The sequence below is a fragment of the Pseudomonas sp. Choline-02u-1 genome, assembly GCF_002836515.1.
Taxonomy (GTDB): domain Bacteria; phylum Pseudomonadota; class Gammaproteobacteria; order Pseudomonadales; family Pseudomonadaceae; genus Aquipseudomonas.
Genome location: NZ_PJBC01000001.1, coordinates 50,107 through 74,499 on the forward strand (window position 1 = coordinate 50,107; position 24,393 = coordinate 74,499).

Annotated in this window: 24 protein-coding genes, 1 pseudogene and 1 riboswitch; of the genes and pseudogenes, 19 read left to right on the forward strand and 6 right to left on the reverse strand. The window is 61.3% G+C overall.

Annotation, left to right across the window (positions count from 1 at the left end; all coding sequences use genetic code 11):
- The first annotated feature begins 388 nt into the window (after nt 1-388).
- The 7 genes from CXF97_RS00230 to CXF97_RS00260 all read left to right on the forward strand — a co-directional run bounded on the left by CXF97_RS00230 (nt 389) and on the right by CXF97_RS00260 (nt 5,731).
- Nucleotides 389-979: an amino acid synthesis family protein gene (locus tag CXF97_RS00230; RefSeq protein ID WP_007968626.1), complete on the forward strand. Its 591-nt coding sequence runs from the start codon at nt 389-391 to the stop codon at nt 977-979.
- A gap of 32 nt (nt 980-1,011) precedes the next feature.
- A complete protein-coding gene (locus CXF97_RS00235) occupies nt 1,012-1,845 on the forward strand; it encodes an alpha/beta fold hydrolase (protein ID WP_101155075.1) in 834 nt (277 codons plus the stop codon).
- A complete protein-coding gene (locus tag CXF97_RS00240) occupies nt 1,842-3,323 on the forward strand; it encodes an aldehyde dehydrogenase (protein WP_101155077.1) in 1,482 nt (493 codons plus the stop codon). Before CXF97_RS00235 ends, CXF97_RS00240 begins: the two co-directional genes overlap by 4 nt.
- A gap of 12 nt (nt 3,324-3,335) precedes the next feature.
- Entirely contained in the window at nt 3,336-3,821 is a 486-nt protein-coding gene (locus CXF97_RS00245; protein WP_101155079.1) for a flavin reductase family protein, read from the forward strand.
- A gap of 132 nt (nt 3,822-3,953) precedes the next feature.
- Nucleotides 3,954-4,343 carry a carboxymuconolactone decarboxylase family protein gene (locus CXF97_RS00250; protein ID WP_064384063.1) on the forward strand — a complete coding sequence of 130 codons (390 nt, stop codon included), beginning with the start codon at nt 3,954-3,956 and terminating at the stop codon, nt 4,341-4,343.
- A gap of 58 nt (nt 4,344-4,401) precedes the next feature.
- Nucleotides 4,402-5,166: a GntR family transcriptional regulator gene (locus CXF97_RS00255; RefSeq protein WP_016775014.1), complete on the forward strand. Its 765-nt coding sequence runs from the start codon at nt 4,402-4,404 to the stop codon at nt 5,164-5,166.
- A gap of 1 nt (nt 5,167) precedes the next feature.
- The gene (locus CXF97_RS00260; RefSeq protein ID WP_101155081.1) at nt 5,168-5,731 is read left to right on the forward strand and encodes an NUDIX hydrolase; all 564 of its coding nucleotides are present in this window, start codon (nt 5,168-5,170) and stop codon (nt 5,729-5,731) included.
- Nucleotides 5,732-5,775: 44 nt separating this feature from the next.
- Here CXF97_RS00260 and CXF97_RS00265 read toward each other — a convergent pair whose 3' ends face one another.
- The gene (locus CXF97_RS00265) at nt 5,776-6,072 is read right to left on the reverse strand and encodes a DUF1330 domain-containing protein (protein ID WP_101155083.1); all 297 of its coding nucleotides are present in this window, start codon (nt 6,070-6,072) and stop codon (nt 5,776-5,778) included.
- Between the two features lie 68 nt (nt 6,073-6,140).
- On the opposite strand from CXF97_RS00265, the gene ribBA reads away from it, so the two are divergent.
- From ribBA to CXF97_RS00290, 5 genes are all read left to right on the forward strand, one after another.
- Nucleotides 6,141-7,250 (forward strand): bifunctional 3,4-dihydroxy-2-butanone-4-phosphate synthase/GTP cyclohydrolase II, encoded by a 1,110-nt coding sequence (ribBA, locus tag CXF97_RS00270; protein ID WP_101155085.1) that lies wholly within the window; start codon nt 6,141-6,143, stop codon nt 7,248-7,250.
- Nucleotides 7,251-7,566: 316 nt separating this feature from the next.
- Entirely contained in the window at nt 7,567-8,592 is a 1,026-nt protein-coding gene (locus CXF97_RS00275; protein WP_101155087.1) for an ABC transporter substrate-binding protein, read from the forward strand.
- Nucleotides 8,589-9,497 (forward strand): ABC transporter permease, encoded by a 909-nt coding sequence (locus CXF97_RS00280; RefSeq protein WP_101155089.1) that lies wholly within the window; start codon nt 8,589-8,591, stop codon nt 9,495-9,497. The genes CXF97_RS00275 and CXF97_RS00280 overlap by 4 nt, the downstream gene beginning before the upstream one ends.
- Before the next feature lie 6 nt (nt 9,498-9,503).
- Nucleotides 9,504-10,313 (forward strand): ABC transporter permease, encoded by an 810-nt coding sequence (locus CXF97_RS00285; RefSeq protein WP_007918021.1) that lies wholly within the window; start codon nt 9,504-9,506, stop codon nt 10,311-10,313.
- 17 nt (nt 10,314-10,330) lie between these two features.
- Complete coding sequence (locus CXF97_RS00290) at nt 10,331-11,485, forward strand: ABC transporter ATP-binding protein (RefSeq protein WP_101155091.1); 1,155 nt, start codon at nt 10,331-10,333, stop codon at nt 11,483-11,485.
- Between the two features lie 131 nt (nt 11,486-11,616).
- Here the strand turns inward: CXF97_RS00290 and map are convergent, their stop codons facing one another.
- Nucleotides 11,617-12,408 carry a type I methionyl aminopeptidase gene (gene map, locus CXF97_RS00300; RefSeq protein WP_101155093.1) on the reverse strand — a complete coding sequence of 264 codons (792 nt, stop codon included), beginning with the start codon at nt 12,406-12,408 and terminating at the stop codon, nt 11,617-11,619.
- Nucleotides 12,405-12,632, reverse strand: a complete 228-nt coding sequence (locus tag CXF97_RS00305; RefSeq protein WP_007918027.1) for a ParD-like family protein — start codon at nt 12,630-12,632, stop codon at nt 12,405-12,407. Before CXF97_RS00305 ends, map begins: the two co-directional genes overlap by 4 nt.
- A 138-nt stretch (nt 12,633-12,770) precedes the next feature.
- A riboswitch (cobalamin riboswitch) is annotated at nt 12,771-12,965 on the forward strand.
- A 139-nt stretch (nt 12,966-13,104) separates the two neighbouring features.
- Here CXF97_RS00305 and CXF97_RS00310 point away from each other — a divergent pair.
- From CXF97_RS00310 to CXF97_RS00320, 3 genes are read left to right on the forward strand one after another with little or no spacing between them, the layout of a single operon-like run.
- Nucleotides 13,105-14,118 (forward strand): ABC transporter substrate-binding protein, encoded by a 1,014-nt coding sequence (locus CXF97_RS00310; RefSeq protein ID WP_101155095.1) that lies wholly within the window; start codon nt 13,105-13,107, stop codon nt 14,116-14,118.
- Entirely contained in the window at nt 14,115-15,131 is a 1,017-nt protein-coding gene (locus CXF97_RS00315) for an iron ABC transporter permease (RefSeq protein ID WP_101155097.1), read from the forward strand. Before CXF97_RS00310 ends, CXF97_RS00315 begins: the two co-directional genes overlap by 4 nt.
- Entirely contained in the window at nt 15,128-15,892 is a 765-nt protein-coding gene (locus CXF97_RS00320) for an ABC transporter ATP-binding protein (protein ID WP_101155099.1), read from the forward strand. The genes CXF97_RS00315 and CXF97_RS00320 overlap by 4 nt, the downstream gene beginning before the upstream one ends.
- Before the next feature lie 65 nt (nt 15,893-15,957).
- Here CXF97_RS00320 and CXF97_RS00325 read toward each other — a convergent pair.
- Nucleotides 15,958-17,070, reverse strand: a pseudogene (locus CXF97_RS00325) (5-methyltetrahydropteroyltriglutamate--homocysteine S-methyltransferase); the annotation flags it as partial.
- Nucleotides 17,071-17,435: 365 nt separating this feature from the next.
- On the opposite strand from CXF97_RS00325, the gene CXF97_RS00330 reads away from it, so the two are divergent.
- Together CXF97_RS00330 and CXF97_RS00335 are read left to right on the forward strand one after the other, a co-directional pair.
- Nucleotides 17,436-18,812, forward strand: coding sequence for a pyridoxal-phosphate dependent enzyme (locus CXF97_RS00330; protein ID WP_101155100.1), 1,377 nt, complete (start codon nt 17,436-17,438; stop codon nt 18,810-18,812).
- A complete protein-coding gene (locus tag CXF97_RS00335; RefSeq protein WP_101155102.1) occupies nt 18,809-19,981 on the forward strand; it encodes a cystathionine gamma-synthase in 1,173 nt (390 codons plus the stop codon). Before CXF97_RS00330 ends, CXF97_RS00335 begins: the two co-directional genes overlap by 4 nt.
- A 33-nt stretch (nt 19,982-20,014) precedes the next feature.
- Here CXF97_RS00335 and CXF97_RS00340 read toward each other — a convergent pair whose 3' ends face one another.
- Nucleotides 20,015-21,655 (reverse strand): hybrid sensor histidine kinase/response regulator, encoded by a 1,641-nt coding sequence (locus tag CXF97_RS00340; protein WP_101155105.1) that lies wholly within the window; start codon nt 21,653-21,655, stop codon nt 20,015-20,017.
- Between the two features lie 113 nt (nt 21,656-21,768).
- Here CXF97_RS00340 and CXF97_RS00345 point away from each other — a divergent pair, with 113 nt between their 5' ends.
- Nucleotides 21,769-22,365, forward strand: coding sequence for a response regulator transcription factor (locus CXF97_RS00345; RefSeq protein WP_101155107.1), 597 nt, complete (start codon nt 21,769-21,771; stop codon nt 22,363-22,365).
- A 6-nt stretch (nt 22,366-22,371) separates the two neighbouring features.
- On the opposite strand, the gene CXF97_RS00350 is transcribed toward CXF97_RS00345, so the two are convergent.
- Nucleotides 22,372-23,370, reverse strand: coding sequence for a bile acid:sodium symporter family protein (locus CXF97_RS00350; protein WP_101155109.1), 999 nt, complete (start codon nt 23,368-23,370; stop codon nt 22,372-22,374).
- A gap of 82 nt (nt 23,371-23,452) precedes the next feature.
- On the opposite strand from CXF97_RS00350, the gene CXF97_RS00355 reads away from it, so the two are divergent.
- Complete coding sequence (locus tag CXF97_RS00355) at nt 23,453-24,241, forward strand: helix-turn-helix domain-containing protein (protein ID WP_101155111.1); 789 nt, start codon at nt 23,453-23,455, stop codon at nt 24,239-24,241.
- Nucleotides 24,242-24,393: the final 152 nt, after the last annotated feature.

The window sequence follows — 24,393 nt, forward strand, 5'->3', positions numbered from 1 at the left end:
GATCAGAATCATCGTCCTGAAACCCGCAATCCAGAGCCCCTTCGGAAGCTGGCTCATCCTATCGGGCTTTGCAAATGTCTGACAATCGGCGCCACGTTATCTTTTGTTAACCGGTACCAGCCTCGCTTGGCCTGCGATTTTCATTGTGGGAGGGGGCTTGCTCCCGAATCGATGTGTCAGCCACCAGACACGTTGCCTGATCTACCGCTTTCGGGGGCAAGCCCCCTCCCACAGATTCACAGGTTGTCTGGAGAATGGTGAGTGGCGGATGAATGTGCAGCCATTCGCAGGATAGATGACGCAAATCTTGTGGAGAGGACTTGCAGGATCGGTATTATGGTATACCATCAGACGCACAGACACTCTCAATCCCCCAACGGAGCAGCTCATGAGTTTCGAAATTCGCAAGATCGTCAGCTATGTCGAAGAAACCTTCATCGAAGGCGGCAAGGCTACTGACAAGCCGGTGACCATGGTCGGCCTCGCCGTGGTGATGAAGAACCCCTGGGTGGGCAACGGTTTTGTCGAAGACCTCAAGCCGCAGATCCGCGCCAACTGCTCTGACCTTGGCGCAATGATGGTCGAGCGTCTGGTCGGCATCATCGGCGGTGCCGAGAAGATCGAGGCCTATGGCAAAGCAGCAGTGGTCGGCGCTGATGGCGAGATCGAGCACGCCTCGGCGGTGATCCACACCCTGCGCTTCGGCAACCACTACCGCGAAGCGGTGAAAGCCAAGAGCTACCTGAGCTTCACCAACAAGCGCGGCGGCCCGGGCACTTCGATTCAGATCCCGATGATGCACAAGGACGACGAAGGTCTGCGTTCGCACTACATCACCCTGGAAATGCAGATCGAAGATGCGCCGCGTGCCGACGAAATCGTCGTCGTGCTGGGTTGCGCCGACGGTGGCCGCCTGCACCCGCGCATCGGCAACCGCTACATCGATCTGGAAGAACTGGCCGCCGAAAAAGCCCAGTAATCACAACAAGAAAGGCATTGCAGGAGCGCTCCATGATTCGGCTCACCGCTGAACTCACCCCGGCTGGCACCAGTTACCTGGCGACCGGCCAAGGCCAGCCCGTGGTCTTGATCCACGGCGTGGGCCTGAACAAAGAAATGTGGGGCGGACAGATTGTCGGCCTCGCCAGCCAGTATCAGGTGATCGCCTACGACATGCTCGGTCACGGCGCCAGCCCGCGCCCGGCCAGCGGCACCGACCTGCTCGGTTACGCCGATCAGTTGCTCGAGCTGCTCGATCACCTGAATCTGCCCCAGGCAGCGGTGATCGGTTTCTCCATGGGCGGCCTGGTCGCCCGGGCTTTTGCCCTGCACTATCCCGAGCGCCTCCAAAGCCTGGTGGTGTTGAACAGCGTGTTCAACCGCAGCGAAGAACAGCGTGCTGGTGTGATCGCCCGCACTGCGCAGGCCGCCGAGCATGGCCCGGACGCCAATGCCGAGGCGGCGCTGTCACGCTGGTTCAGCCGTGAATATCAGGCAGCCAACCCGGCGCAGATCGCCGCGTTGCGCCAGACATTGGCCAACAATGATCCGCAGGGCTACCTGACCACCTACGAATTGTTCGCCACCCAGGACATGTATCGCGCCGACGACCTCAGCACCATTGAGGCGCCGACGCTGATCGCCACCGGCGAACTCGACCCCGGCTCGACGCCGGAAATGGCCGAGCAACTGGCCCGGCGCATCCCTGGTGCGAAGGTTGCCGTGCTGCCCGAGCAACGGCATATGATGCCGGTAGAGTCGCCGCGTCTGGTCAATCAGATGCTGCTGGAATTTCTCCAATTCGCACACTCCCGACAAAACCATATAAAGGGGATCGTTGCATGACACTCGCACGCTTCCAGATGTGCATCGGCGGAGACTGGGTCGACGCCCTCTCCGGCAAGACCTTCGAAAGTCTCAACCCGGCCACGGCGCAAGCCTGGGCGCAGCTGCCTGACGCTGATGAGGCGGACGTCGAACGCGCTGTGCAATCGGCACAGGCTGCATTCGACAGCCCTGCATGGCGTGGCCTGACTGCAACCGCGCGGGGCAAATTGTTGCGTCGCCTCGGCGACCTGATCGCGGAAAACAAGGAACAACTGGCGCAGCTGGAAAGCCGCGACAACGGCAAACTGATCCGCGAAACCCGTGGCCAGGTCAGCTATCTGCCGGAGTTCTTCCACTACACCGCCGGCCTCGCGGACAAGCTTGAGGGCGGCACCCTGCCGCTGGACAAGCCCGACCTGTTTGCCTACACCGTGCACGAAGCCATGGGTGTAGTTGCCGCGATCATTCCGTGGAACAGCCCGCTGTACCTGACGGCGATCAAACTGGCGCCGGCGCTCGCCGCCGGCAACACCATCGTGATCAAGCCGTCCGAGCACGCCTCGGCGACCATTCTCGAACTGGCACGCCTGGCCCTTGAAGCCGGGATTCCGCCGGGTGTGGTCAACGTCGTCACCGGCTACGGCCCGAGCACTGGCGCCGCCCTCACTCGCCATCCGCTGATCCGCAAGATCGCCTTCACCGGCGGTGCGGCGACGGCGCGGCATGTAGTGCGCAGCAGCGCCGAGAACTTCGCCAAGCTGTCGTTGGAGCTGGGCGGAAAATCGCCGAACATCATTTTCGCCGACGCCGACCTGGACAGTGCGATCAACGGCGCGATCGCCGGGATCTACGCGGCGTCCGGGCAGAGCTGCGTGTCCGGTTCGCGCTTGTTGGTGCAGGACGAAATCTACGACGAGTTCGTCAATCGCCTGGTCGAACGCGCCCAGCGCATCCGCATCGGCAACCCACAGGAAGACAACAGTGAAATGGGCCCGATGGCCACCGCGCAGCAACTGGCGGTGGTCGAAGGTCTGGTCGCCGATGCGATCGCCGAAGGCGCGCGCTTGCGCACCGGCGGCAAGCGTCCGAGCGATGTTGGCGAAGGCTGGTTCTACGAGCCGACGCTGTTCGAATGCGACCGCAATTCGATGAAGATCATGCAGGAAGAAGTCTTCGGCCCGGTCGCCTCGGTGATTCGTTTCAAAGACGAAGCCGAAGCACTGGCGATCGCCAACGACTCACAGTTCGGCCTCGCCGCCGGCATCTGGACCCGCGACCTGGGCCGTGCCCATCGTCTGGCGCGCGACGTGCGTTCGGGGATCATCTGGGTCAACACCTACCGCGCGGTCTCGGCCATGGCGCCGATCGGCGGCTTCAAGAACAGTGGCTATGGACGCGAAAGCGGCATCGATTCGGTGCTGGCCTACACCGAACTGAAAACGGTGTGGATCAACCTCTCCCAGGCACCGATGCCTGATCCGTTTGTGATGCGCTAGGAGTCCTGCGAAATGATCGAACCCGGCATTTACAAAGACGTCATGAGCTCGTTCCCGTCCGGCGTCACGGTGGTGACGACGCTGGATCCGGACGGCGGCATCGTCGGCATCACCGCCAGCGCCTTCAGTGCGCTGTCGATCGACCCGGCGCTGGTGCTGTTCTGCCCCAACTACGCTTCCGATACCTACCCGGTGCTACGCGACAGCAAGAAATTCGCCATCCACTTGCTCTCCGCCGAACAGACAGCCGAAGCCTATGCGTTTGCCGGCAAGGGCAAGGACAAGGCCAAAGACATCGAGTGGCATCTCAGCGATCTGGGCAATCCGATCCTTGCCAAGGCCACGGCGATCATCGAGTGCGAGTTGTGGCGTGAATACGACGGCGGCGACCACGCGATCATCGTCGGCGCGGTGAAGCACCTGATCCTGCCCGAGCAACCGGTGACGCCGATGATTTATCACAAGGGCAAGTTGGGCGCGTTGCCGCCGCTTACCTGAGAACAGTGCTAAACCCTGTGGGAGCGGGCTTGCTCGCGAATGCGGTAGATCATCCAACATAAATGTCGACTGACACGACGCTTTCGCGAGCAAGCCCGTTCCCACAGGGGAATTGGGGTGACTGGAGGAATAATGAGTAACGAGAAGTATGAGAAGGGTCTGAAGATCCGCACCCAGGTATTGGGCGAAGCGTACGTGCAACGTTCGATAGAGAACGCCGACGACTTCACCCGTCCGCTGCAGGAAATGGTCACCGAATACTGCTGGGGCCACGTTTGGGGTCGTGACGGCTTGTCGCTCAAGGAGCGCAGCATGATCAACCTGGCGATGATCTCGGCGCTCAACCGCCCGCACGAACTCAAGCTGCATGTGCGTGGCGCCTTGCGTAACGGCCTGAGTCGTGAGCAAATACGCGAAATTCTGCTTCAGGTCGGCATTTATTGCGGCGTTCCGGCGGCCGTGGACAGTTTCCGGCTGGCCCGTGAAGCCTTTGCCGAAGCCGACGCCGAGGCCTCAAGTTAACCCCTCGGCTGTTTTGATGCCCCTCTGGCATGGACAGCCAAGCTCAAGAGCGGACCCCATGAAACGCCAGCCACTCGACGACAGCTTCAAGGTCAATCGCAACCCCGTTACCCTGCGCGAAATCGTGTTGGACAAACTGCGTAGCGCGATCATGAATTTCCAGCTCATGCCAGGCGATCGCCTGGTCGAACGCGACCTCTGTGATCGCCTCGGTGTCAGCCGGACTTCGGTGCGCGAAGCCTTGCGCCATCTGGAATCCGAAGGTCTGGTCGAATTCGCCGACGCCAAGGGCCCGCGCGTGGCCATCATCACCCTCGATGACGCTGTCGATATTTACGAATTGCGTTGCGTACTCGAGGGGCTGATCGTTCAGCTGTTCACTCTGCGCGCCAAAGCCAAGGACATCAAAGCCCTGGAAAAAGCCCTCGATGACAACCGCAAGGCATTGAAGGACGGCGAGCTGCAGCAGGTGATCGACTCGGTGCAGGGTTTCTACGACGTACTGCTCGAAGGCTCGGGCAATCATGTCGCCGCCACCCAGTTGCGCCAGTTGCAGGCCCGCATCAGCTATCTGCGCGCGACCTCGGTGTCACAGGAAAACCGACGCGGCGCGAGTAATCACGAGATGGAAAAAATGGTCGAGGCGATCAAGAGCGGTGATCCGCTGGCGGCGCATCAGGCCTGTGTCGATCACGTCCGCGCGGCGGCGGCCGTGGCCCTCGATTACCTCAAGCGCAAGCAGGAAGAAACCGGCGTCGCCGTCAAAGGCACCCCGGCGATCACTCTGCCAATCGCGCTGAAAGAACCCCGCATAGGTCAATGACATGTTCAGCCCGAGCTTTTGCCCGAAATGCGGTGGCCCTGACCTTGGTCAGCAGACGCCGTCGGGCGATACGCACGAGCGCCTGATGTGCCGCGGCTGCGGCTATATCCATTACATCAATCCGAAGATCATTGCCGGTTGCATCATCGAGCAGGACGGCAAATACCTCTTGTGCCAACGGGCAATTCCCCCGCGCCCGGGCACCTGGACCCTGCCGGCCGGGTTCATGGAAAGCTTTGAGACCACCGAGCAGGCGGCGTTGCGCGAAGTCTGGGAAGAAAGCGGCGTGCGCGCGGAAATCGTCTCGCCGTATTCGATTTTCAGCGTGCCGAAGATCAGCGAGGTGTACATCATCTTCCGCGCCATCGCTTTGGAGATCACCGGGCAGTACGGGCCGGAAACCATGGATTACAAATTCTTCGCCCCTGAAGAGATTCCATGGGAGCAGATTTATTACCCGGCGATCCGGCAGATTCTCGAGCGCTATATCGAAGAGCGCCAGGCCGGGGTGTACGGGATTTACATGGGCAATGACGACAGCGGCAAAATCCACTTTATGCGCTGATGTCTGATCATTCCCACGCGGAGCGTGGGAATGATCAATACGGCTTAAATCGGGGCAAAGGCCTCAACAATAATGATCTCCGCCCTCGCCCATTCCTCGCGGTAACTCTTCGCCTCCTGGTACGCCGCTGAGCGGTAGCACGCCACGGCTGTTTCGTAGTTTTCAAACTCGATGATCACCGTGCGTTGCGGCGTTTCACGCCCTTCCATCGCCTCGCTGCGCCCGCCTCTGGCGAGAAATACGCCACCGAATGCGGCAATCGCCTGCGGGGTGCGCTGGGTGTAATGGCTGTAGCGCTCGGCATCGGCTATATCCACATGGGCAATCCAGTACGCCTTCATAGTGACCTCTGTGCTAATTTTGTATTATGGTATACCAATATATTTCCAACGAACCCTGAGAGTCCAGCATGGCCTTCAACAGCATCGAAGAAATCATCGACGATTATCGCCTCGGCAAAATGGTTTTGCTCGTCGATGACGAAGACCGCGAAAACGAAGGCGACCTGTTGCTGGCCGCCGACCGCTGCACGGCGGAGGCTATCAGCTTCATGGCCCGTGAAGCACGGGGGCTGATCTGCCTGACCCTGACTGACGAACATTGTCAGCGTCTGGGCCTGGAGCAGATGGTCCCCGCCAACGGCAGCGTGTTCAGCACTGCCTTTACCGTGTCGATCGAAGCGGCGGTTGGCGTGACCACTGGCATTTCCGCGGCGGATCGAGCCTGCACCGTTGCTGCCGCCGTCGCGCCGAATGCCCGTGCTGAAGACCTGGTGCAGCCCGGCCACATCTTTCCGCTGCGCGCCAAGGAAGGTGGCGTGTTGACCCGCGCAGGTCATACCGAGGCCGGTTGCGATCTGGCGCGTTTGGCCGGTTTCACCCCGGCGTCGGTGATCGTCGAAGTGATGAATGACGACGGCACCATGGCCCGGCGTCCGGATCTGGAACTGTTCGCACGCAAGCACGGGATCAAGATCGGCACCATCGCCGACCTGATCCACTATCGCCTGAGCACCGAGCACACCATCGAACGCATCGGTGAACAAGAGCTGCCAACGGTACATGGCACGTTCCGTTTGATTACTTTCGAAGACCGCATCGAGGGCGGCGTGCACATGGCGATGGTCATGGGCGATCTGCGCCGTGACGAGCCGACGCTGGTGCGTGTGCATGTAATCGATCCGTTGCGCGATCTGGTCGGTGCCGAGTACAGCGGGCCGAAGAACTGGACGCTGTGGGCGGCGTTGCAACGAGTGGCTGAGGAAGGTCACGGGGTGGTCGTGGTGCTGGCCAATCATGAGTCGTCGCAGGCGTTGCTGGAGCGGGTGCCGCAACTGACCCAGCCGCCCCGGCAGTTCAGCCGCTCGCAATCACGGATCTATTCCGAAGTCGGGACTGGGGCGCAGATTCTGCAGAATCTTGGCGTCGGCAAGCTGCGCCACCTCGGGCCGCCGCTGAAGTACGCAGGGCTGACCGGGTATGACCTGGAGGTCGTCGAGAGCATCCCCTTCACCGAATAATCCACCTGACCCACATTTCCTGTGGGAGGGGGCCTGCTCCCGAAGGCGTCCTGTCAGCCGACTTCATTATTGAATGACCCGACGCTACACGAGCAAGCCCGCTCCCACACGGGCCTGTATTACACGCACGGATTTCTGAGTCACAAAAAACTGTCCTGCCAGATAACCGGTAAGGCAAAGTGCTTGCACAAAGTTTGGAATACCATAATATGATATTCCATAGACCGGACGCTGCAACCAATCGTCCAGCTACTGCTCCCGACAGGCGGGCAACAACGCAAGGCCCGCTCAAAAACACAACAATGAGGGCGTGAACATGGTGTTGAACAAAGCTGCAACTGCGATCTTTTTCGCAGGTCTGCTCAGCGTTACCGGCCAGGCTGCAATGGCTGCCGAAAGCGTGAATTTTGTCAGCTGGGGCGGTAGCACCCAGGATGCGCAGAAACAGGCCTGGGCCGATCCGTTCAGCAAGGCCAGCGGCATCACCGTCGTCCAGGACGGGCCGACCGACTACGGCAAACTCAAAGCCATGGTCGAGAGCGGCAACGTGCAGTGGGACGTGGTCGATGTCGAAGCCGATTTCGCCCTGCGCGCCGCCGCTGAAGGCTTGCTCGAACCCCTCGACTTCAAAGTCATTCAACGCGACAGGATCGACCCGCGCTTCGTCAACGATCACGGCGTCGGCTCGTTCTTCTTCTCCTTTGTCCTCGGTTACAACGAGGGCAAGCTCGGCGCCAACAAGCCGCAGGACTGGAGCGCGCTGTTCGACACCAAGACTTACCCCGGCAAACGCGCCCTGTACAAATGGCCAAGCCCCGGCGTGCTCGAACTGGCGCTGCTGGCCGACGGCGTTGCGGCTGACAAGCTCTACCCGCTGGACCTGGACCGCGCCTTCAAGAAACTCGACACCATCAAGAAAGACATCGTCTGGTGGGGCGGCGGCGCGCAGTCGCAGCAACTGCTGGCGTCCGGCGAAGCGAGCATGGGCCAGTTCTGGAACGGTCGTGTGCATGCTTTGCAGGAAGACGGCGCACCCGTTGGCTTGAGCTGGAAGCAGAACCTGGTCATGGCCGACATTCTGGTCATCCCCAAAGGCGCGAAAAACAAGGATGCGGCGATGAAGTTCCTCGCCAACGCGAGCAGCGCCAAAGGCCAGGCTGATTTCTCCAACCTGACCGCCTACGCCCCGGTCAACCTCGACAGTGTCGAGCGTCTGGATTCGACGCTGGCGCCCAACCTCCCAACAGCGTACGCCAAGGATCAGATCACCCTTGATTTCGCTTACTGGGCCAAAAACGGTCCGGCTATCGCGACACGGTGGAACGAATGGCTGGTCAAATGAAAATCGCGGCCACTGCGCCCCGCCCCTCCGCTGCCACCGGGAGCGCCGCCGGCGCTGCCGGTTCGGCTTTCAAGCAGCGCTGGCGCGGCGCCGGCAACCTCGTCCCGGCGCTGCTGTTCCTCGGCCTGTTCTTTCTCGCGCCGCTGATTGGCCTGCTGTTGCGCGGCGTGCTGGAACCGGTGCCGGGTCTTGGCAACTATGAACAACTGTTCGCCAACTCGGCCTATGCCCGAGTGCTGCTCAATACCTTTTCGGTGGCCGGGCTGGTGACGCTGTTCAGCCTGTTGCTGGGCTTCCCGCTGGCCTGGGCGATCACCCTGGTACCGCGCGGCTGGGGCCGCTGGATTCTGAACATCGTGCTGCTGTCGATGTGGACCAGCCTGCTCGCCCGCACCTATTCGTGGCTGGTGTTGCTGCAAGCCTCGGGCGTGATCAACAAGGCGCTGATGGCCATGGGCATCATCGATCAGCCGCTGGAAATGGTGCACAACCTCACCGGCGTGGTGATCGGCATGAGCTACATCATGATCCCGTTCATCGTGCTGCCGTTGCAGGCGACCATGCAGGCCATCGACCCGATGATCCTGCAGGCCGGCTCGATCTGTGGCGCGAGCCCGTGGACCAACTTCTTCCGGGTGTTTCTGCCGCTGTGCCGGCCGGGCCTGGCCTCCGGCGGGTTGATGGTGTTCGTGATGTCGCTCGGTTACTACGTCACCCCGGCGCTGCTCGGCGGGGCGCAGAACATGATGCTGCCGGAGTTCATCATTCAGCAGGTGCAATCGTTCCTCAACTGGGGCCTGGCCAGTGCCGGCGCCGCGTTGCTGATCGCCATCACCCTGGTGTTGTTCTACTTCTACCTGAAGCTTCAACCGGAATCCCCGGTTGGCGCCAGTAACGCGAGGTAAGCCGACATGCTTCTGACCCCCAATGCCATGAGCCGGCGCATGCGTTTCGGCCTCTACGCCACGACTGGGCTGATCGGTCTGTTTCTGCTGTTGCCGATCGTGTTCATCGTGCTGCTGTCGTTCGGCTCTTCCCAGTGGCTGGTGTTCCCGCCACCGGGCTGGACGCTGAAATGGTACGGCCAGTTCTTCTCCAACCCCGACTGGATGAACGCCGCTGCCGCCAGTCTCAAGGTGGCCGTACTGACCACGATTTGCGCCGTGGCTCTCGGTCTGCCGACCGCGTTTGCGCTGGTGCGTGGGCGCTTCCCCGGCCGCGAGATGCTCTACGGCCTGTTCACCCTGCCGATGATCGTGCCGCTGGTGATCATCGCCGTGGCGGTGTATGCGCTGTTCCTCAAGCTCGGCTACACCGGGACGATGTTTGCCTTCGTGGTCAGCCATGTGATCGTCGCGCTGCCGTTCACCATCATCTCGATCATCAACTCGTTGAAGCTGTTCGATCAGTCGATTGAAGACGCAGCGGTAATTTGCGGCGCCTCGCGCCTGCAAGCGGTGTTCAAGGTGACGTTCCCGGCGATCCGTCCGGGCATGGTCGCCGGCGCCCTCTTCGCTTTCCTCGTTTCGTGGGACGAAGTGGTGCTCAGCGTGATGATGGCCAGCCCGACTCTGCAAACCCTTCCCGTGAAAATGTGGACCACTCTGCGCCAGGACCTGACCCCGGTGATCGCCGTCGCTTCGACGCTGCTGATCGGCCTGTCGGTATTGGTCATGGTGATCGCCGCCGCCCTGCGCCGGCGCAATGAAATCAGCGCCTGAGCGCCCAGGAGTACGACATGAGTGCCGTGATCAAAGACGCATCCCAGCAGAACGACAACCCCCTGGTCAGCCTGCGCAACCTGAACAAGCACTACGGCGATTTTGTCGCCGTTGACAACATCTCGCTGGACATCAAGGACGGCGAATTCCTGACCTTCCTCGGCTCCAGCGGCTCGGGCAAAAGCACGACGCTGTCGATGCTCGCCGGCTTCGAAACACCGAGCAGCGGCGAGATCCTCGTCAACGGCCAATCGCTGGTCAACGTGCCGCCGCACAAGCGCGACATCGGCATGGTCTTCCAGCGTTATTCGCTGTTCCCGCATCTGTCGGTGCGCGACAACATCGCCTTCCCTTTGGCGATCCGCAAACTGGCAGCGGCCGAGCGCGAAAAACGCGTCGATGCAATGCTCAAACTGGTGCAGCTCGAACAGTTCGCCCATCGCCGCCCCTCGCAACTGTCCGGTGGTCAGCAGCAACGTGTCGCCATTGCCCGGGCGCTGGTTTACGAGCCACGCATCCTGCTGATGGACGAGCCGCTGGGCGCACTGGACAAGAAGCTGCGCGAGGATTTGCAGGATGAACTGCGCCAGCTGCACCGGCGCCTGGGCATCACCATTGTCTACGTGACCCACGACCAGGAAGAAGCCATGCGTCTGTCGCAACGCATCGCGATTTTCAGCCACGGCAAGATCGTGGGCCTGGGCAGTGGTTATGACCTTTATCAGAATCCGCCGAATGCGTTTGTCGCATCCTTTCTCGGCAATTCGAACTTCCTCAAACTCAAGGCGCAGGGCAATGCGGCGGCGAGTTTCGAGGGGCAGTCATTGTCGATTCGGCTGACGTCCGGGTTGCACACTGATCAGGATGTGCTGCTGATGGTGCGGCCGGAAAAGGCTGTGGCGCTGAGTGTGCAGCAAGCGAGTGATGAGCCGCTCGCGGCGGGCTGGAATGAGGTGTCGGCGAATGTTGTGGAAGTGCTGTTTCTGGGTGAGAGCCAGACGTGCAGCGTGGTGACTGCGGGCGGGACGTCGATGACGGTCAAAGCACTGTCGGCGGCGGGCATGCCGCTCAAGGCCGGCGATCCGGTGCGGGTGCGCTGGGCGACGGCGGATGCTTGCGTTTATACCGAGTGGGCCGAAAGCGACTTGAACAAGGCTGCCGGTGCCCACTGAAGCTTCTACATGAAATTGCGTTTCAACTGTGGGATCGGGCTTGCTCGCGAAGAGGTCGTGTCAGTCACCATCAAGGTTGAATGACCCACCGCATTCGCGAGCAAGCCCGCTCCCACAAGGTTTTGTGGTGCTCAGACAATCGGGATAAAGCCTTCGACCTCATCCGGCCAAGCCGTCAGCACTTCAAACCCGGTCTCGGTCACCGCGACCATATACTCCCACTGCGCCGACAACGAGCCATCCTTGGTCAGCACGGTCCAGCCATCCGGCATGTTCTTCACATGGCGCTTGCCGGCATTGAGCATCGGCTCCACGGTAAAAATCATCCCGGCCTTGAGCTTGAGCCCCTGATTGGGAAAGCCGTAATGCAGGATCTGCGGTTCATCGTGATAAACCTTGCCGATGCCGTGGCCGCAGTATTCACGCACGACGCTGAAGCCCTCCGCCTCCGCCAGGCTCTGGATCGCATGACCGATATCGCCCAGCGTTGCGCCCGGTTTCACTGCGCGAATGCCCGCACACATGGCTTCGTAGGTGGTCTTGATCAGGTGCTGCGCTTCAGGAGTCGCCTCACCGACGACGTACATGCGGCTGGTATCACCGAACCAGCCATCCTTGATCACGGCGATATCGAGGTTGACGATGTCGCCGTCCTTCAATGGGGTGCCCGACGGAATCCCGTGGCACACCACGTCATTGACCGACGCACAGACGGTTTTCGGAAAGCCGTGATAACCGACGTTGGCCGGCACGGCTTTCTGCACATTGACGATGTAGTCGTTGCACAGCCGATCCAGCTCATCGGTGGTCACCCCGGCCTTCACATGCGGCACCAGCATCGCCAGCACTTCGGCGGCGAGTTTGCCGGCGGCGCGGGATTTTTCAATGTCGGCAGGCGTGTTGATTTTGATCTGGTTTCTCATGCGCTGACGGCTTCCTGAGTCAGTTGTTGCAAATCCAGGCCGCCGTTCTGTTCGGCGCGGATCAGCAGGCGGCAAATGGCGCTGTGGTCGAGGTTGGGGTGCAGCTCGGCGAGCATGCCGATGCGCATCCAGTGCTCGGCCTGCGCGTTGATCGAGCGGCTGAGGGCGTTGCTGGAGATGCGCAGATTCTCGTGCATGTCCTCTGAAATTTTTACGATGCCCATATCTGTTTCCGATACGAAATGTATATGGAACGTATACTAGCCAAGCTTCGCCCAGGATTGCAAATACCCGGCATGAAAGCACGCGCCCCCTATAGGAGCTGCCGAAGGCAGATTCGGCTCCCCTTGAGCGCCCTGATCGACTACCATGCCCGCGCCGGTTTCCACACGGAATTAACAGGGAATCCGAAATGCTTGCACAGCATCAATCGGAACTGCCCCCGCAACTGTAGGTGCCGAGCCTGCTCCTCGACTGCCACTGGGTCATTCCCGGGAAGGCCGGAGCACGGCGATGACGCATCAGTCAGGAGACCTGCCGGCACAGTGACTGACTAACCGGCGGGGTGTCCGGGAAGGACATCGTGCCGTGTGTGTTTTCACAATGCCGGCCTTGCGCTGTTTCCACGACCGCGCCCGAGGTGTGTTTCCAAACCGTACCCGCCCGCTCCCGTACGGTTCCCCTGGAGACTGCCCCATGCTGCTGCCCCGCGTTGCCACCCTGCTGACCTGTCTGAGCCTTTGCACCCTGGTTCAAGCGGCACCGACTGCGTATCCGCTGACCGTCGAAAACTGCGGCAGCAGCCTGACCTTTCAACACGCACCCACTCGCACAGTGACCATCGGCCAGGCCGGCACCGAAATGCTCTACGCCTTGGGTCTGGGCGACAAGGTCGTCGGCACTTCACTGTGGTTCAACGACGTGCTGGGCATATACAAAGCGCAGAACGACAGGATCGAGCGCCTCGCCGACAACGAGCCGAGTTTCGAAGCGGTGATCGCCAAACGCCCGGAGCTGGTTGCCGTCGAGCTGGAATGGATGGTCGGCCCGCATGGCGCGGTCGGCAGTCGCGAGCAGTTCCATGAATTGAAGATTCCCACCTACCTGCTGCCCTCCGATTGCGAAGCCAAGGACAACCTCGTCGGCTCCGACGGCACGCGGCTGGCGCCGTTCCGCATCGACAGCATCTACAAAGGCGTGAGTCAACTGGCGGCGATTTTCGATGTGCAGGCGCGTGGCGAACAGCTCAATGAACAGCTCAAGGCCAGCCTCGCGCGGTCGATCGCCACCGCGAAAAAACAGCAGCGCAAAGACGTCAGCGCCCTGGTGTGGTTCTCCAGCGCCGAGATGGACATCGAGCCGTTCGTGGCCGGGCACAAAGGCGTTCCCGATTTCATGCTCAGCACCCTCGGCGTGCGCAACGTCGTCGAGTCGGATGAAGAATGGCCGACCGTTGGCTGGGAAACCATCGCCAAGGCCAACCCGACGTTTCTGGTCATCGCGCGCATGGATCGTCGACGTTTCCCGGCGGACGACTATCAGAAAAAACTCGCCTTCCTGCGCCGTGATCCGGTGACGCGCAACATGGACGCGGTCAAGCACAACCGCATTATCGTCCTCGACGCCATGGCCATGCAGGCCAGCCTGCGCACCTTCGACGGCCTCGAACAATTGGCCAGCGCCATCAACGGCTACGACCTGTCGCAATGAGCAGACACCTGATTCGGTCGCTGCAGGTCCTGTTGACGCTGTCGGTCGCGCTGATCGGCGGCGTGGCCATTGGCGAGACCTCGATCGAGCCAAGCGTGGTGTTGCAGGTGCTGGCCAACAAACTGTGGGGCGCCGGTCATGTGCTCGACCCGATCGACGAAGGCATCGTCTGGAATTATCGCCTGACTCGCGCTTTGGTCGCGGCGGCCTGCGGTGCCGGCCTGGCCACGTGCGGGGTGATCCTGCAGTCGTTGCTGCGCAATCCGTTGGCCGATCCGTATTTGCTGGGAATTTCCGCTGGCGCCTCGACCGGCGCGGTGATGGTCGCCCTGCTTGGCGTCGGCGCCGGGGCTATTTCATTGTCGGTCGGTGCCTTTGCCGGTGCGGTGACGGCATTCGTGCTGGTGATCCTGTTGGCACGGGTCAGCGGCTCGGCCAGCGGCACCGGGCAGATCATCCTGGCCGGCATCGCCGGGTCGCAGTTGTTCAACGCCCTCACGGCGTTTCTGATTACCCGCTCAGCAAGCTCGGAGCAAGCGCGCGGGATCATGTTCTGGCTGCTGGGCAATCTCGGCGGCGTACGCTGGCCGTCGGTGTGGCTGGCGGTGCCGGTAGCGCTGTTGGGGTTGGTGGTGTGCCTGTGGCATCGGCGTGCGCTGGATGCGTTTACCTTTGGCGCGGATTCGGCAGCGTCTCTGGGCATTGCCGTGCGTCGCGTGCAGATTCTGCTGATCGGCTGCGCCGCGCTGGTGACGGCGGTGATGGTGTCGATTGTCGGCTCGATCGGTTTTGTCGGCCTGGTGATTCCCCACGCCGCACGGTTGTTGCTCGGTACCGGCCATGCGCGTCTGCTGCCCGCCAGCGCACTGGGCGGCGCGGTGTTTCTGATCGCCGCCGATGTGCTGTCACGCACCCTGATCAAGGGTCAGGTGATTCCGGTCGGTGTGATCACCGCGCTGGTCGGCGCGCCGGTGTTCGCGCTGATTCTGGTGGGCCGGAGATCGGCGCGATGAACACGGTTCTGAGTTGTGCGGGTGTGGGCTTCAAAGTGCGCGGTGCCGAGTTGCTCAACAGTGTCAGTCTCGATGTTCAGCGCGGCGAGACCCTGGGCATTGTCGGGCCGAACGGTTCGGGTAAATCCACGCTGCTGAAACTGCTCGCCGGCCTGCGCGAACCGAGCGCGGGCCATGTGCAGCTCGGCGGTCAGGCGCTGGGCAAGATGTCACGGCGCAGCATCGCGCAGACGCTCGCGGTGGTTGAGCAACAGGCCGATACCGACGATGGCATCCGCGTGTTCGACGCGGTGGCGCTGGGGCGCACGCCATGGTTGTCGGCGCTGCAACCGTGGTCGCCGGCCGATGACGCCATCGTCGGGCAAGCGTTGGTTGACGTCGACGCCGTGCACCTGCGCAACCGCCTCTGGCGCAGCCTCTCCGGCGGCGAACGCCAACGCGTGCACATCGCCCGCGCACTGGCCCAGCGCCCGCAGATCCTGCTGCTCGACGAGCCGGCCAACCACCTCGACATCCAGCATCAGTTGAGCATTCTGCAAGTGGTGCGTGCGCTGCCGGTGACGACGCTGATCGCCCTGCACGACCTCAATCAGGCGCTCAAGTGCGATCGTCTGGCGGTGCTGGAACGCGGCCGTCTCGTGGCATTGGGTGAGCCGTTGCAAGTGCTGACGCCGGAGCGTTTACAGACGACTTTCGGGGTCAGGGCGCACTACCTGACGGACCCGTTCGATGGGGCGCAGATATTGCGTTTTCTTACCTGACGCATGTGTAGCTGACGGACCGCTTTCGCGAGCAAGCCCGCTCCGACGAAGGGCTACGCGCGCAGCGCTTGCGGCTCGCTGACCGTTTGGGCGAGCACAGCCACCTCTTCATACTTTTGTCGGGCGAACGCCAGCCAGCTTTTCATTTCGGCATCTAACTGGTCTTCTCGGCCTGGATCGACCGGACTGTGCAGCAACGAGCAGGACGGCGCCACCCACAAACGATCACCCAGACGCTCATGAGCGTGACGCAGCGTCGCCAATGCGTTTTGCAGATCGCAGCGCCAGACGTTACGACCGTTGACCACACCCAGCGACAGCACTTTATAGGCTGGCAGGCGATCAAGAATGGTCGGGTACTGATCCGGCGCGCGCACCAGATCGATGTGCAGGCCGTCGACCGGCAGGTTCGCCGCCAGACCGAGGTTTTCTTCCAGACCACCGAAGTAGGTAGCGAGCAGTTTTTTCAGCGGATCGCGCTGGATCTGGTTGTAGGCGCGTTCGAAAGCATTCTTCCAGTCCTGCGGCAGATCGAGGACCAGAATCGGCTCATCGATCTGCACCCACTCCACACCCAATGCCGCCAGCCGCGCGAAGATCTGTCCGTACAGCGGCAGCAGGCGATCGAGCAAATCGAGCTTGTCGAAGTCGGCGTCTTTGGTTTTGCCCAGCCACAGATAGGTCAACGGGCCGAGGATCACCGGTTTGACGTTGTGCCCCAGCGCGCGGGCCTCTTCGGTTTCTTCAAACAGCTGCTCCCAACCCAGCTGGAAGTGCTGATCGGCGCTGAATTCCGGTACGAGGTAGTGATAGTTGGTGTCGAACCACTTGGTCATTTCCTGAGCCTGGCCGTCGCTGCAGCAAGCATTGCTGACGCCTCGGGCCATGCTGAACAGGGTTTGCAGCGTGGCTTTGCCGTCATGCGGGCGGAAGCGCTCGGGGATCACGCCGAACATCAGCGAGTGGCTCAGCACTTGGTCATACCAGGCGAAGTCGCCGACCGGCAACAAATCGATGCCGGCGTTCTTCTGCAAGTCCCAATGGACCTTGCGCAGCTCACGCCCGACGTCACGCAGGCCCGCCTCATTCAGTTCTCCCTTCCAGAACGCCTCTTGCGCTTTCTTCAGTTCACGGTCGCGACCGATGCGCGGAAATCCAAGGGAATGGGCCAGTGCCATGACAAACAACTCCAGGTGCTTATTCGATGGCGGCCATTGTCGGAAACGAAGCTTGATGAAACAAACTCAATAAATTCTAGATCATCACAAGTTCCACTCATGCACATACACCCCTGTAGGAGCTGCCGAAGGCTGCGATCTTCAGACCGTAGGGATGCAGAACATCCCCGACTGCATTCCCACGCGGAGCGTGGAACGATCAGAACGCCTCAGGGCAACTTGCCAGTTTTCGTTCTATGGTTAGATCCAAATGGCTGGATTTGCGAAGGATTAAAGGTTGCGAGGGGAAGATGTCTGCGCCTAAGTTGCACGCGAGTCTTTTACCCGCGATTGGAACGCGATCAACACCATAAAGAGGTGAAGAAATGTCGAAGGAATCACGCCCTGCCGTACTTGGGCTGATAGGCAATACTCCGCTGGTTCAGGTCACCCGCTTCGATACCGGACCGTGCACGCTGTTTCTCAAACTCGAATCGCAGAACCCCGGCGGCTCGATCAAGGATCGTATCGGTCTGGCGATGATCGACGCGGCTGAACGCGACGGCCGCCTGCAACCGGGCGGCACGATCGTCGAGGCCACCGCCGGCAATACCGGTCTCGGCCTGGCGCTGGTCGGCCGTGCCAAAGGCTATCGCGTGGTACTGGTGGTGCCGGACAAAATGTCCACCGAGAAAGTCCTGCACTTGAAGGCCATGGGCGCCGAAGTGCATATCACCCGCTCCGACGTCGGCAAGGGCCATCCCGAGTATTACCAGGACGTTGCCGCGCGTTTGGCCAAGGACATTCCCGGCGCGTTTTTCGCCGACCAGTTCAATAATCCAGCCAACCCGCTGGCCCACGAATGCAGCACCGCGCCGGAAATCTGGGCGCAGACCGAACATGACCTGGACGCCATCGTTGTCGGCGTCGGATCGGCCGGCACGCTGACCGGGTTGAGTCGCTTCTTCAAGCGCGTGCAGCCGAATCTGGAAATGGTCCTCGCTGATCCGGTCGGTTCGGTGATGGCGCAATATAGTCGCGACGGCACCTTGCCGACTCCCGGTTCGTGGGCCGTCGAGGGCATTGGCGAAGATTTCATTCCATCGATCACCGACCTTTCCAGCGTGCGTCACGCCTACTCGATCAGCGACGCAGAAAGCTTCGATCACGCCCGCCAGTTGCTCAAGGCCGAAGGCATCCTCGGTGGCTCATCGACCGGAACCCTGTTCGCTGCCGCGCTGCGTTATTGCCGCGAACAGACCGAGCCGAAACGGGTGGTCAGTTTTGTCTGCGACACCGGCACGCGCTACCTGTCGAAGGTCTACAACGATCAGTGGATGACCGATCAGGGCCTGCTGCAACGCAAGGGCTACGGCGATCTGCGCGACTTGATCGCCCGACGTTTCGAGGACGGCCGGGTGATCAGCGTCGGCCCCGATGACACCCTGCTTACCGCATTCCAGCGCATGCGTCTGGCGGATGTTTCGCAATTGCCGGTGTTGGTCGAAGGCAAGCAACTGGTGGGCGTGATCGACGAGTCCGACATCCTTCTCGGCGTGCACGAAGATGCCGCGCGCTTCAGCCAGCCGGTGTCCAGCGTGATGACCGACAAACTGCAAACCCTCGCCCCGGCCGCGAGCCTGGCCGAGCTGGAATCGGTGCTCAGCCGTGGCCTCGTCGCCATCATCGCCGACGCCTCCGGCTTCCATGGCCTGATCACCCGCACCGACATGCTCAATCAATTACGGAGATCCCTTGCATGAGTCAGCACGACGTTAAATCCCAAGGCTTCGCCACCCGGGTGATCCACGCCGGACAAGCGCCCGACCCGACCACCGGCGCGCTGATGCCGCCGATCTACGCCAACTCCACCTACCTGCAAGACAGTCCCGGTGTGCACAAGGGTTTCGACTACGGCCGCTCGCACAACCCGACGCGTTTTGCCCTGGAACGCTGCGTCGCCGACCTCGAAGGTGGCACCCGCGCGTTCGCCTTCGCCTCGGGTCTGGCGGCGATTTCCACGGTGCTGGAACTGCTCGATGCCGGCTCGCATATCGTTTCCGGCAACGACTTGTACGGCGGTACCTTCCGCCTGTTCGACAAGGTTCGTCAGCGCAGTGCCGGGCACCGTTTCAGCTTCGTCGACCTGACCGATCTGTCGGCGTTCGAAGCGTCGCTGCAGGACGACACGCGCATGGTCATGGTCGAGACCCCGACCAACCCGCTGCTGAGCCTGTCGGATCTGGCCGCGATTGCGCGCATCTGCCGCGCTCGCGGGATCATCTGCGTGGCCGACAACACGTTCGCCAGCCCGTATATCCAGCGCCCGCTGGAGCTGGGTTTCGACATCGTTCTGCACTCGACCACCAAATATCTGAACGGCCACTCCGACGTGATCGGTGGCATTGCCGTGGTCGGGCAGAACGCCGAGTTGGCGGAAAAACTCGGTTTTCTGCAAAACGCCGTCGGCGCGATTTCCGGGCCATTCGATGCGTTCCTCACCCTGCGCGGGGTGAAAACCCTGGCGCTGCGCATGGAGCGACATTGCAGCAACGCCCTGGACCTGGCGCAGTGGCTCGAGCAGCAACCGCAGGTCAAGCGCGTTTATTACCCGGGGCTGGCTTCGCATCCGCAGCATGAACTGGCCAAGCGGCAGATGCGTGGTTTCGGCGGGATGATTTCCGTCGATCTGAACAGTGACCTGGCCGGCGCACGGCGCTTTCTGGAGAACGTGCAGATCTTCGCCCTGGCGGAAAGTCTGGGTGGTGTGGAAAGTCTGATCGAGCATCCGGCAATCATGACCCACGCGACCATCCCGGCCGAAACCCGCGCAAAACTCGGGATCGGCGATGGGCTGGTGCGGCTGTCGGTAGGCGTTGAAGACGTCGAAGACCTGCGTGCCGACCTCGCCAGGGCACTGGCGAACATCTAGCACTGCACTGACGTAAAGCCTGAAGATCGGACTTTACGTCAGAACGTTTTCGGCGGATTCGCCTCGTCGATCGCGCAGCCCGCGCAGCCCGCGCAACGTCGCGCGCAACTCGGCCGGGTGCACCGGTTTCGACAGAATCGCAATCTGTCGGTCGTGCAAGGCTGCCTGAATCCTTTCGACGTCGTGGCCGCTGATGATCATCGCCGGCACTGCCCAGCCGCGCTGCCTGCGCACCTCATCGATGCATTCGATGCCAGTGGCGTGGGTGCCGAGGTCATAGTCGGCGACGATGATGTCGCAGTCAGTCACCAGATCCTCAGCCGAGCACTCGGCCTGAACCACGCAGCCCCAGCGCTCAAGCAACGCCGAAGTGGCCAGCAGCACGTTGTGATCATCCTCCACCAGACACACCTTCAGCCCCGTCAACAAACCCACTTGTCGCGCTTCACTGCGGACAACCCGTGACTGCGGCGCCGCTACGATTGGCAAACCGCCAAGGGTCACCGCCGTGCCGCACCCTACCCGCGAGCGCAGAGCAACGTCCACATCGATCAGTTCACCCAGACGCTTGATAATCGACAGGCCCAGCCCGACACCCTCGACGTCTTTGTCGCGTACCTGCCGCACCCGATAAAACTCCTCGAAAACCTTGTGCTGATGCTCTTCGGCAATGCCGTTGCCGCAGTCATAAATGACGATGGCCAGCCCTGCCCCGCGTTTACGCACGCCGAGCAATACCGGCCGCTGTGCGCCGTATTTGAAACAGTTGGAAAGCACGTTTTGCACCATGGTCGCCAGCAACGCCGGATCAGTTCTGACCCAGTGCTTGCACGGTCGCAGCCGCAGCTCGACGCCTGCCCAACGCGCCGCTTCCTCGTGTTGCCGGACGATGTCCGCGAGCCATTCACCGAGGTCCAGCGTCTGCATTTTCGCTTCGACCCGACCGTTATCGAGGGTGTAGAGGTCGAGAATCGAGCGGAACAACTGCGAGACGTTGAGCAGAGAACGGTCGATGTTATCGACCAGCCGCCGCTCGTCAGCGCCCAGGCGCGACTCGCGCAGACACGCGGTAAACAGTCCTATGGAATGAATCGGCTGACGCAAATCGTGACTGGCCTGTGCCAGAAACCGGGACTTTTCAAGGTTAGCCGCCAGTGCTTCTTCGGAGGCCTTGCGCGTACGCTCCAACAGCAAGTGCGCATAAAACGGAATCACCGTGCTGGTGATCAGCAGCATCAGCACCATGAACGGCTGCGCCTGCCAATACGGCGTCAGGCGATAGACCACCAGCAGCGCCGCCAGCGCCAGGCCGGTGGCAATCGCCAGATAGCGCGAGCCGTAGCGCATGCCGTTGCCAAGATTGACCCAGACCATGACCGCATACAGCGGCAGCGCCGCCTCACCGCCGATCACCAGACCGAAACAGGTGCCGGTGTAATCGTGAAGCATGGCAAAAATCCGCCGCGCCGGATAATGCCCGGGCCAGCGCGCAATGGCCTGACGGAACACGATGGAAGCCAGCAGAAACAGACTGATGTAGGTAATGACCGGCAGGTAGGTCTCCAGCCGATGACCCGGCAGAAAAACCAGCACGACCATGTAAACCACCGCGATGGCAGCGATGATGATGCGCAGATTGGCCTGGTCGAGTTCGGTGTTTTTCTCGAATTTCATGTAAACGTCCTTGTGCAGCGTTCGTCAGTTTCGGAAGCAGCCTACAGGCAGCCTTCGCGTCCGATGCTAAGGTGCCGGCCTTGATTAACGCTTGACCCAGGGAGGGTCGCGCCATGGCATGCCGGATCATCATAGCCGACGATCACCCACTGTTTCGCGAGGCGATGCTGCGCACTGTGCAGCGGTTACTTCCCGAGGCGACCATCGAGGAGGCGGGAGACCTCGACGCTGTCACCGCACTGCTGGGCAGCGAGCCGGACACACTGATGCTCGATCTGCGTTTTCCCGGGCTGACCTGCATCACCCAGCTCGCCGACCTGCGCCAACGATTACCGCGCACCACGCTGATTGTGGTGTCGATGGTCGACGACCAAGCGTTGATCAGTGAAGTCATGGCAGCAGGGGTTGATGGTTTTATCGGCAAGAACATTGCGCCGGAGGAAATCGGCCAGGCGATTCTGGCGATCCGTGAGGGTGAAGTGTTGGTGAAATCGGCGCCGTCCGGCTTGTTGCCGCTGGAAACTGCGACGGCGCTGACGCCGCGTCAGCAGGATGTGCTGCGCTTGATCGCGCAAGGCAAGACCAACAAGGAAATCGCCCGTGAACTGGATATTTCGCCGTTCACGGTGCGTATCCATGTGTCGTCGTTGTTGCGCACACTGGACGTACCGACGCGGGCGGCGGCGGCGGTCAAGTACTCGGGGTTGTGAAGCGCTTTACGGGTCAACCTGCGCCATCAGATCCGGCACCGACTCCGGCCGTTTCGCATAACGCTGCGCCAGCACCGCGCAGACCATCAGTTGAATCTGGTGGAACAACATCAGCGGCAAGATCAGCACGCCGATGGTGCTGCCGGCAAACAGCACCTGAGCCATCGGCACGCCAGTGGCCAGGCTCTTTTTCGAGCCGCAGAATAGAATGGTGATGCGGTCTTCCTGATTGAAGCCGAACGCTTTGCTCAACAAAGTCGATGCCACCAGAACCAGCGTCAGGAGGATGCAGCAGACCACCACTAGGCCAAGCAACTCGAACAGCGGAATCTGCTGCCAGATGCCTTCGTTGACCGCTTCGCTGAACGCGCCGTAAACCACCAGCAGGATCGACCCCTGATCAACGAATTTCAGCCAGTTTTTGTTGCGCCCTACCCACGCGCCGATCCAGCGTCGAGCGATCTGCCCGGCAATGAACGGCAGCAGCAATTGCACGCTGATTTTCACGATCGCATCGAGGGTCGAGCCGCCGTCGCCATGAACGTTGAGCAGCAGCGTCACCAGCAAGGGAGTGAGGAAAATCCCGAACAGGCTGGACGCCGCCGCACTGCAGATCGCCGCCGGAATATTGCCTCGCGCCAGCGAAGTGAAAGCGATGGCAGACTGCACGGTGGCCGGCAATGCGCACAGGTAAAGCATGCCCATGTACAACTGATCGCCAATCAGCGGTGACAACAACGGTTTCAACGCCAAGCCGAGAATCGGAAACAGTACGAAGGTCAGGCCAAACACCAGCAGATGCAAACGCCAATGGCCGGCGCCGGCGATGATCGATTCGCGGGACAGCTTGGCACCGTGCAGGAAAAACAGCAGGGCGATGGCGATATTGGTCAGCCAGCCGAAGCCGACCGCGACCTGGCCGCTGGCAGGCAGAAAGCTGGCCAGAAGGACAACGCCGATCAACGTCAGCGTGAAGTTATCGGGCAAAAAACGTGGGCGCGTCATGAGATTCATCCGGGGGTTGCCAGTGCGTGCCGACGACTCTAACGTGACTGGCAATTACCGACTAACGCCGAAGAGCCGCAAGATGCCGCCTAAAGGACATGCCAAAAGCGTCCGTCGCAGCGTTCCCGGGCTGCCCAGCCTGCCGCGCCCCGTGTATGGACGCACCGAATCGCTGCCCAATCGCGCCCTCACCCGCCGCCACAGTCATCCGTGGGTGCAGTTGTCCTATGCGATTCAGGGCGTGCTCGAAGTGCAGACCAGCGCCGGCCGCTTTGTCGCGCCGCCGGAGCGTGCGGTATGGATTCCTGCCGGCGTGCCCCATCGCGTCTTCAGCGCGCCACACACGGAAATGCGCAGCCTGTACATCGACAGCAGCGTCACCGGTTGGGCGGCCGAACATTGCCATGTGCTCGGCGTCAGCGATTTGCTCAGGGAGTTGATCCGCGCCTTCAGTCAGGTGCCGGTGGAATACGACGAAGGTGGCCCCGATGGACGCCTGGCTCAGGTGATCCTCGATCAATTGGCCGACGCGCCGACCATCGACTTGATGCTGCCGCTGCCGCAAGACGCTCGCCTGAAGCAGATCTGCCAGAGCCTGGAGCAACACCCGGAACAGCAGACCACTCTGAGCCACTGGAGCGACCAGTTCGGCGTCACCGAAAAGACCCTGACGCGCCTGTTTCTGCGCGACACCGGCCTGACCTTTCGCGCCTGGCGCCAGCGCCTGCGCCTGCTGGGTGCGCTGACGCCGCTGGAACAAGGTGAGCGCGTGACCGATGTCGCGCTGGCGTGCGGTTACGACTCGACATCGGCGTTTATCGCCGCGTTTCGCCAGCAATTTGGTGAGACCCCGGGGGAGTTTTTTCGCTGACACTTCGTTTTTGCCGAACTGTCAGTCAGAAATAAACGATTTTTCTTAGTCACAAATCCGTCGCTAGCATGGCCCCGTCTGACTTGATCAAGCCATGAACACAACTCCCAGCCAACGGTGATCCCTGTGGGAGCGGGCTTGCTCGCAAATGC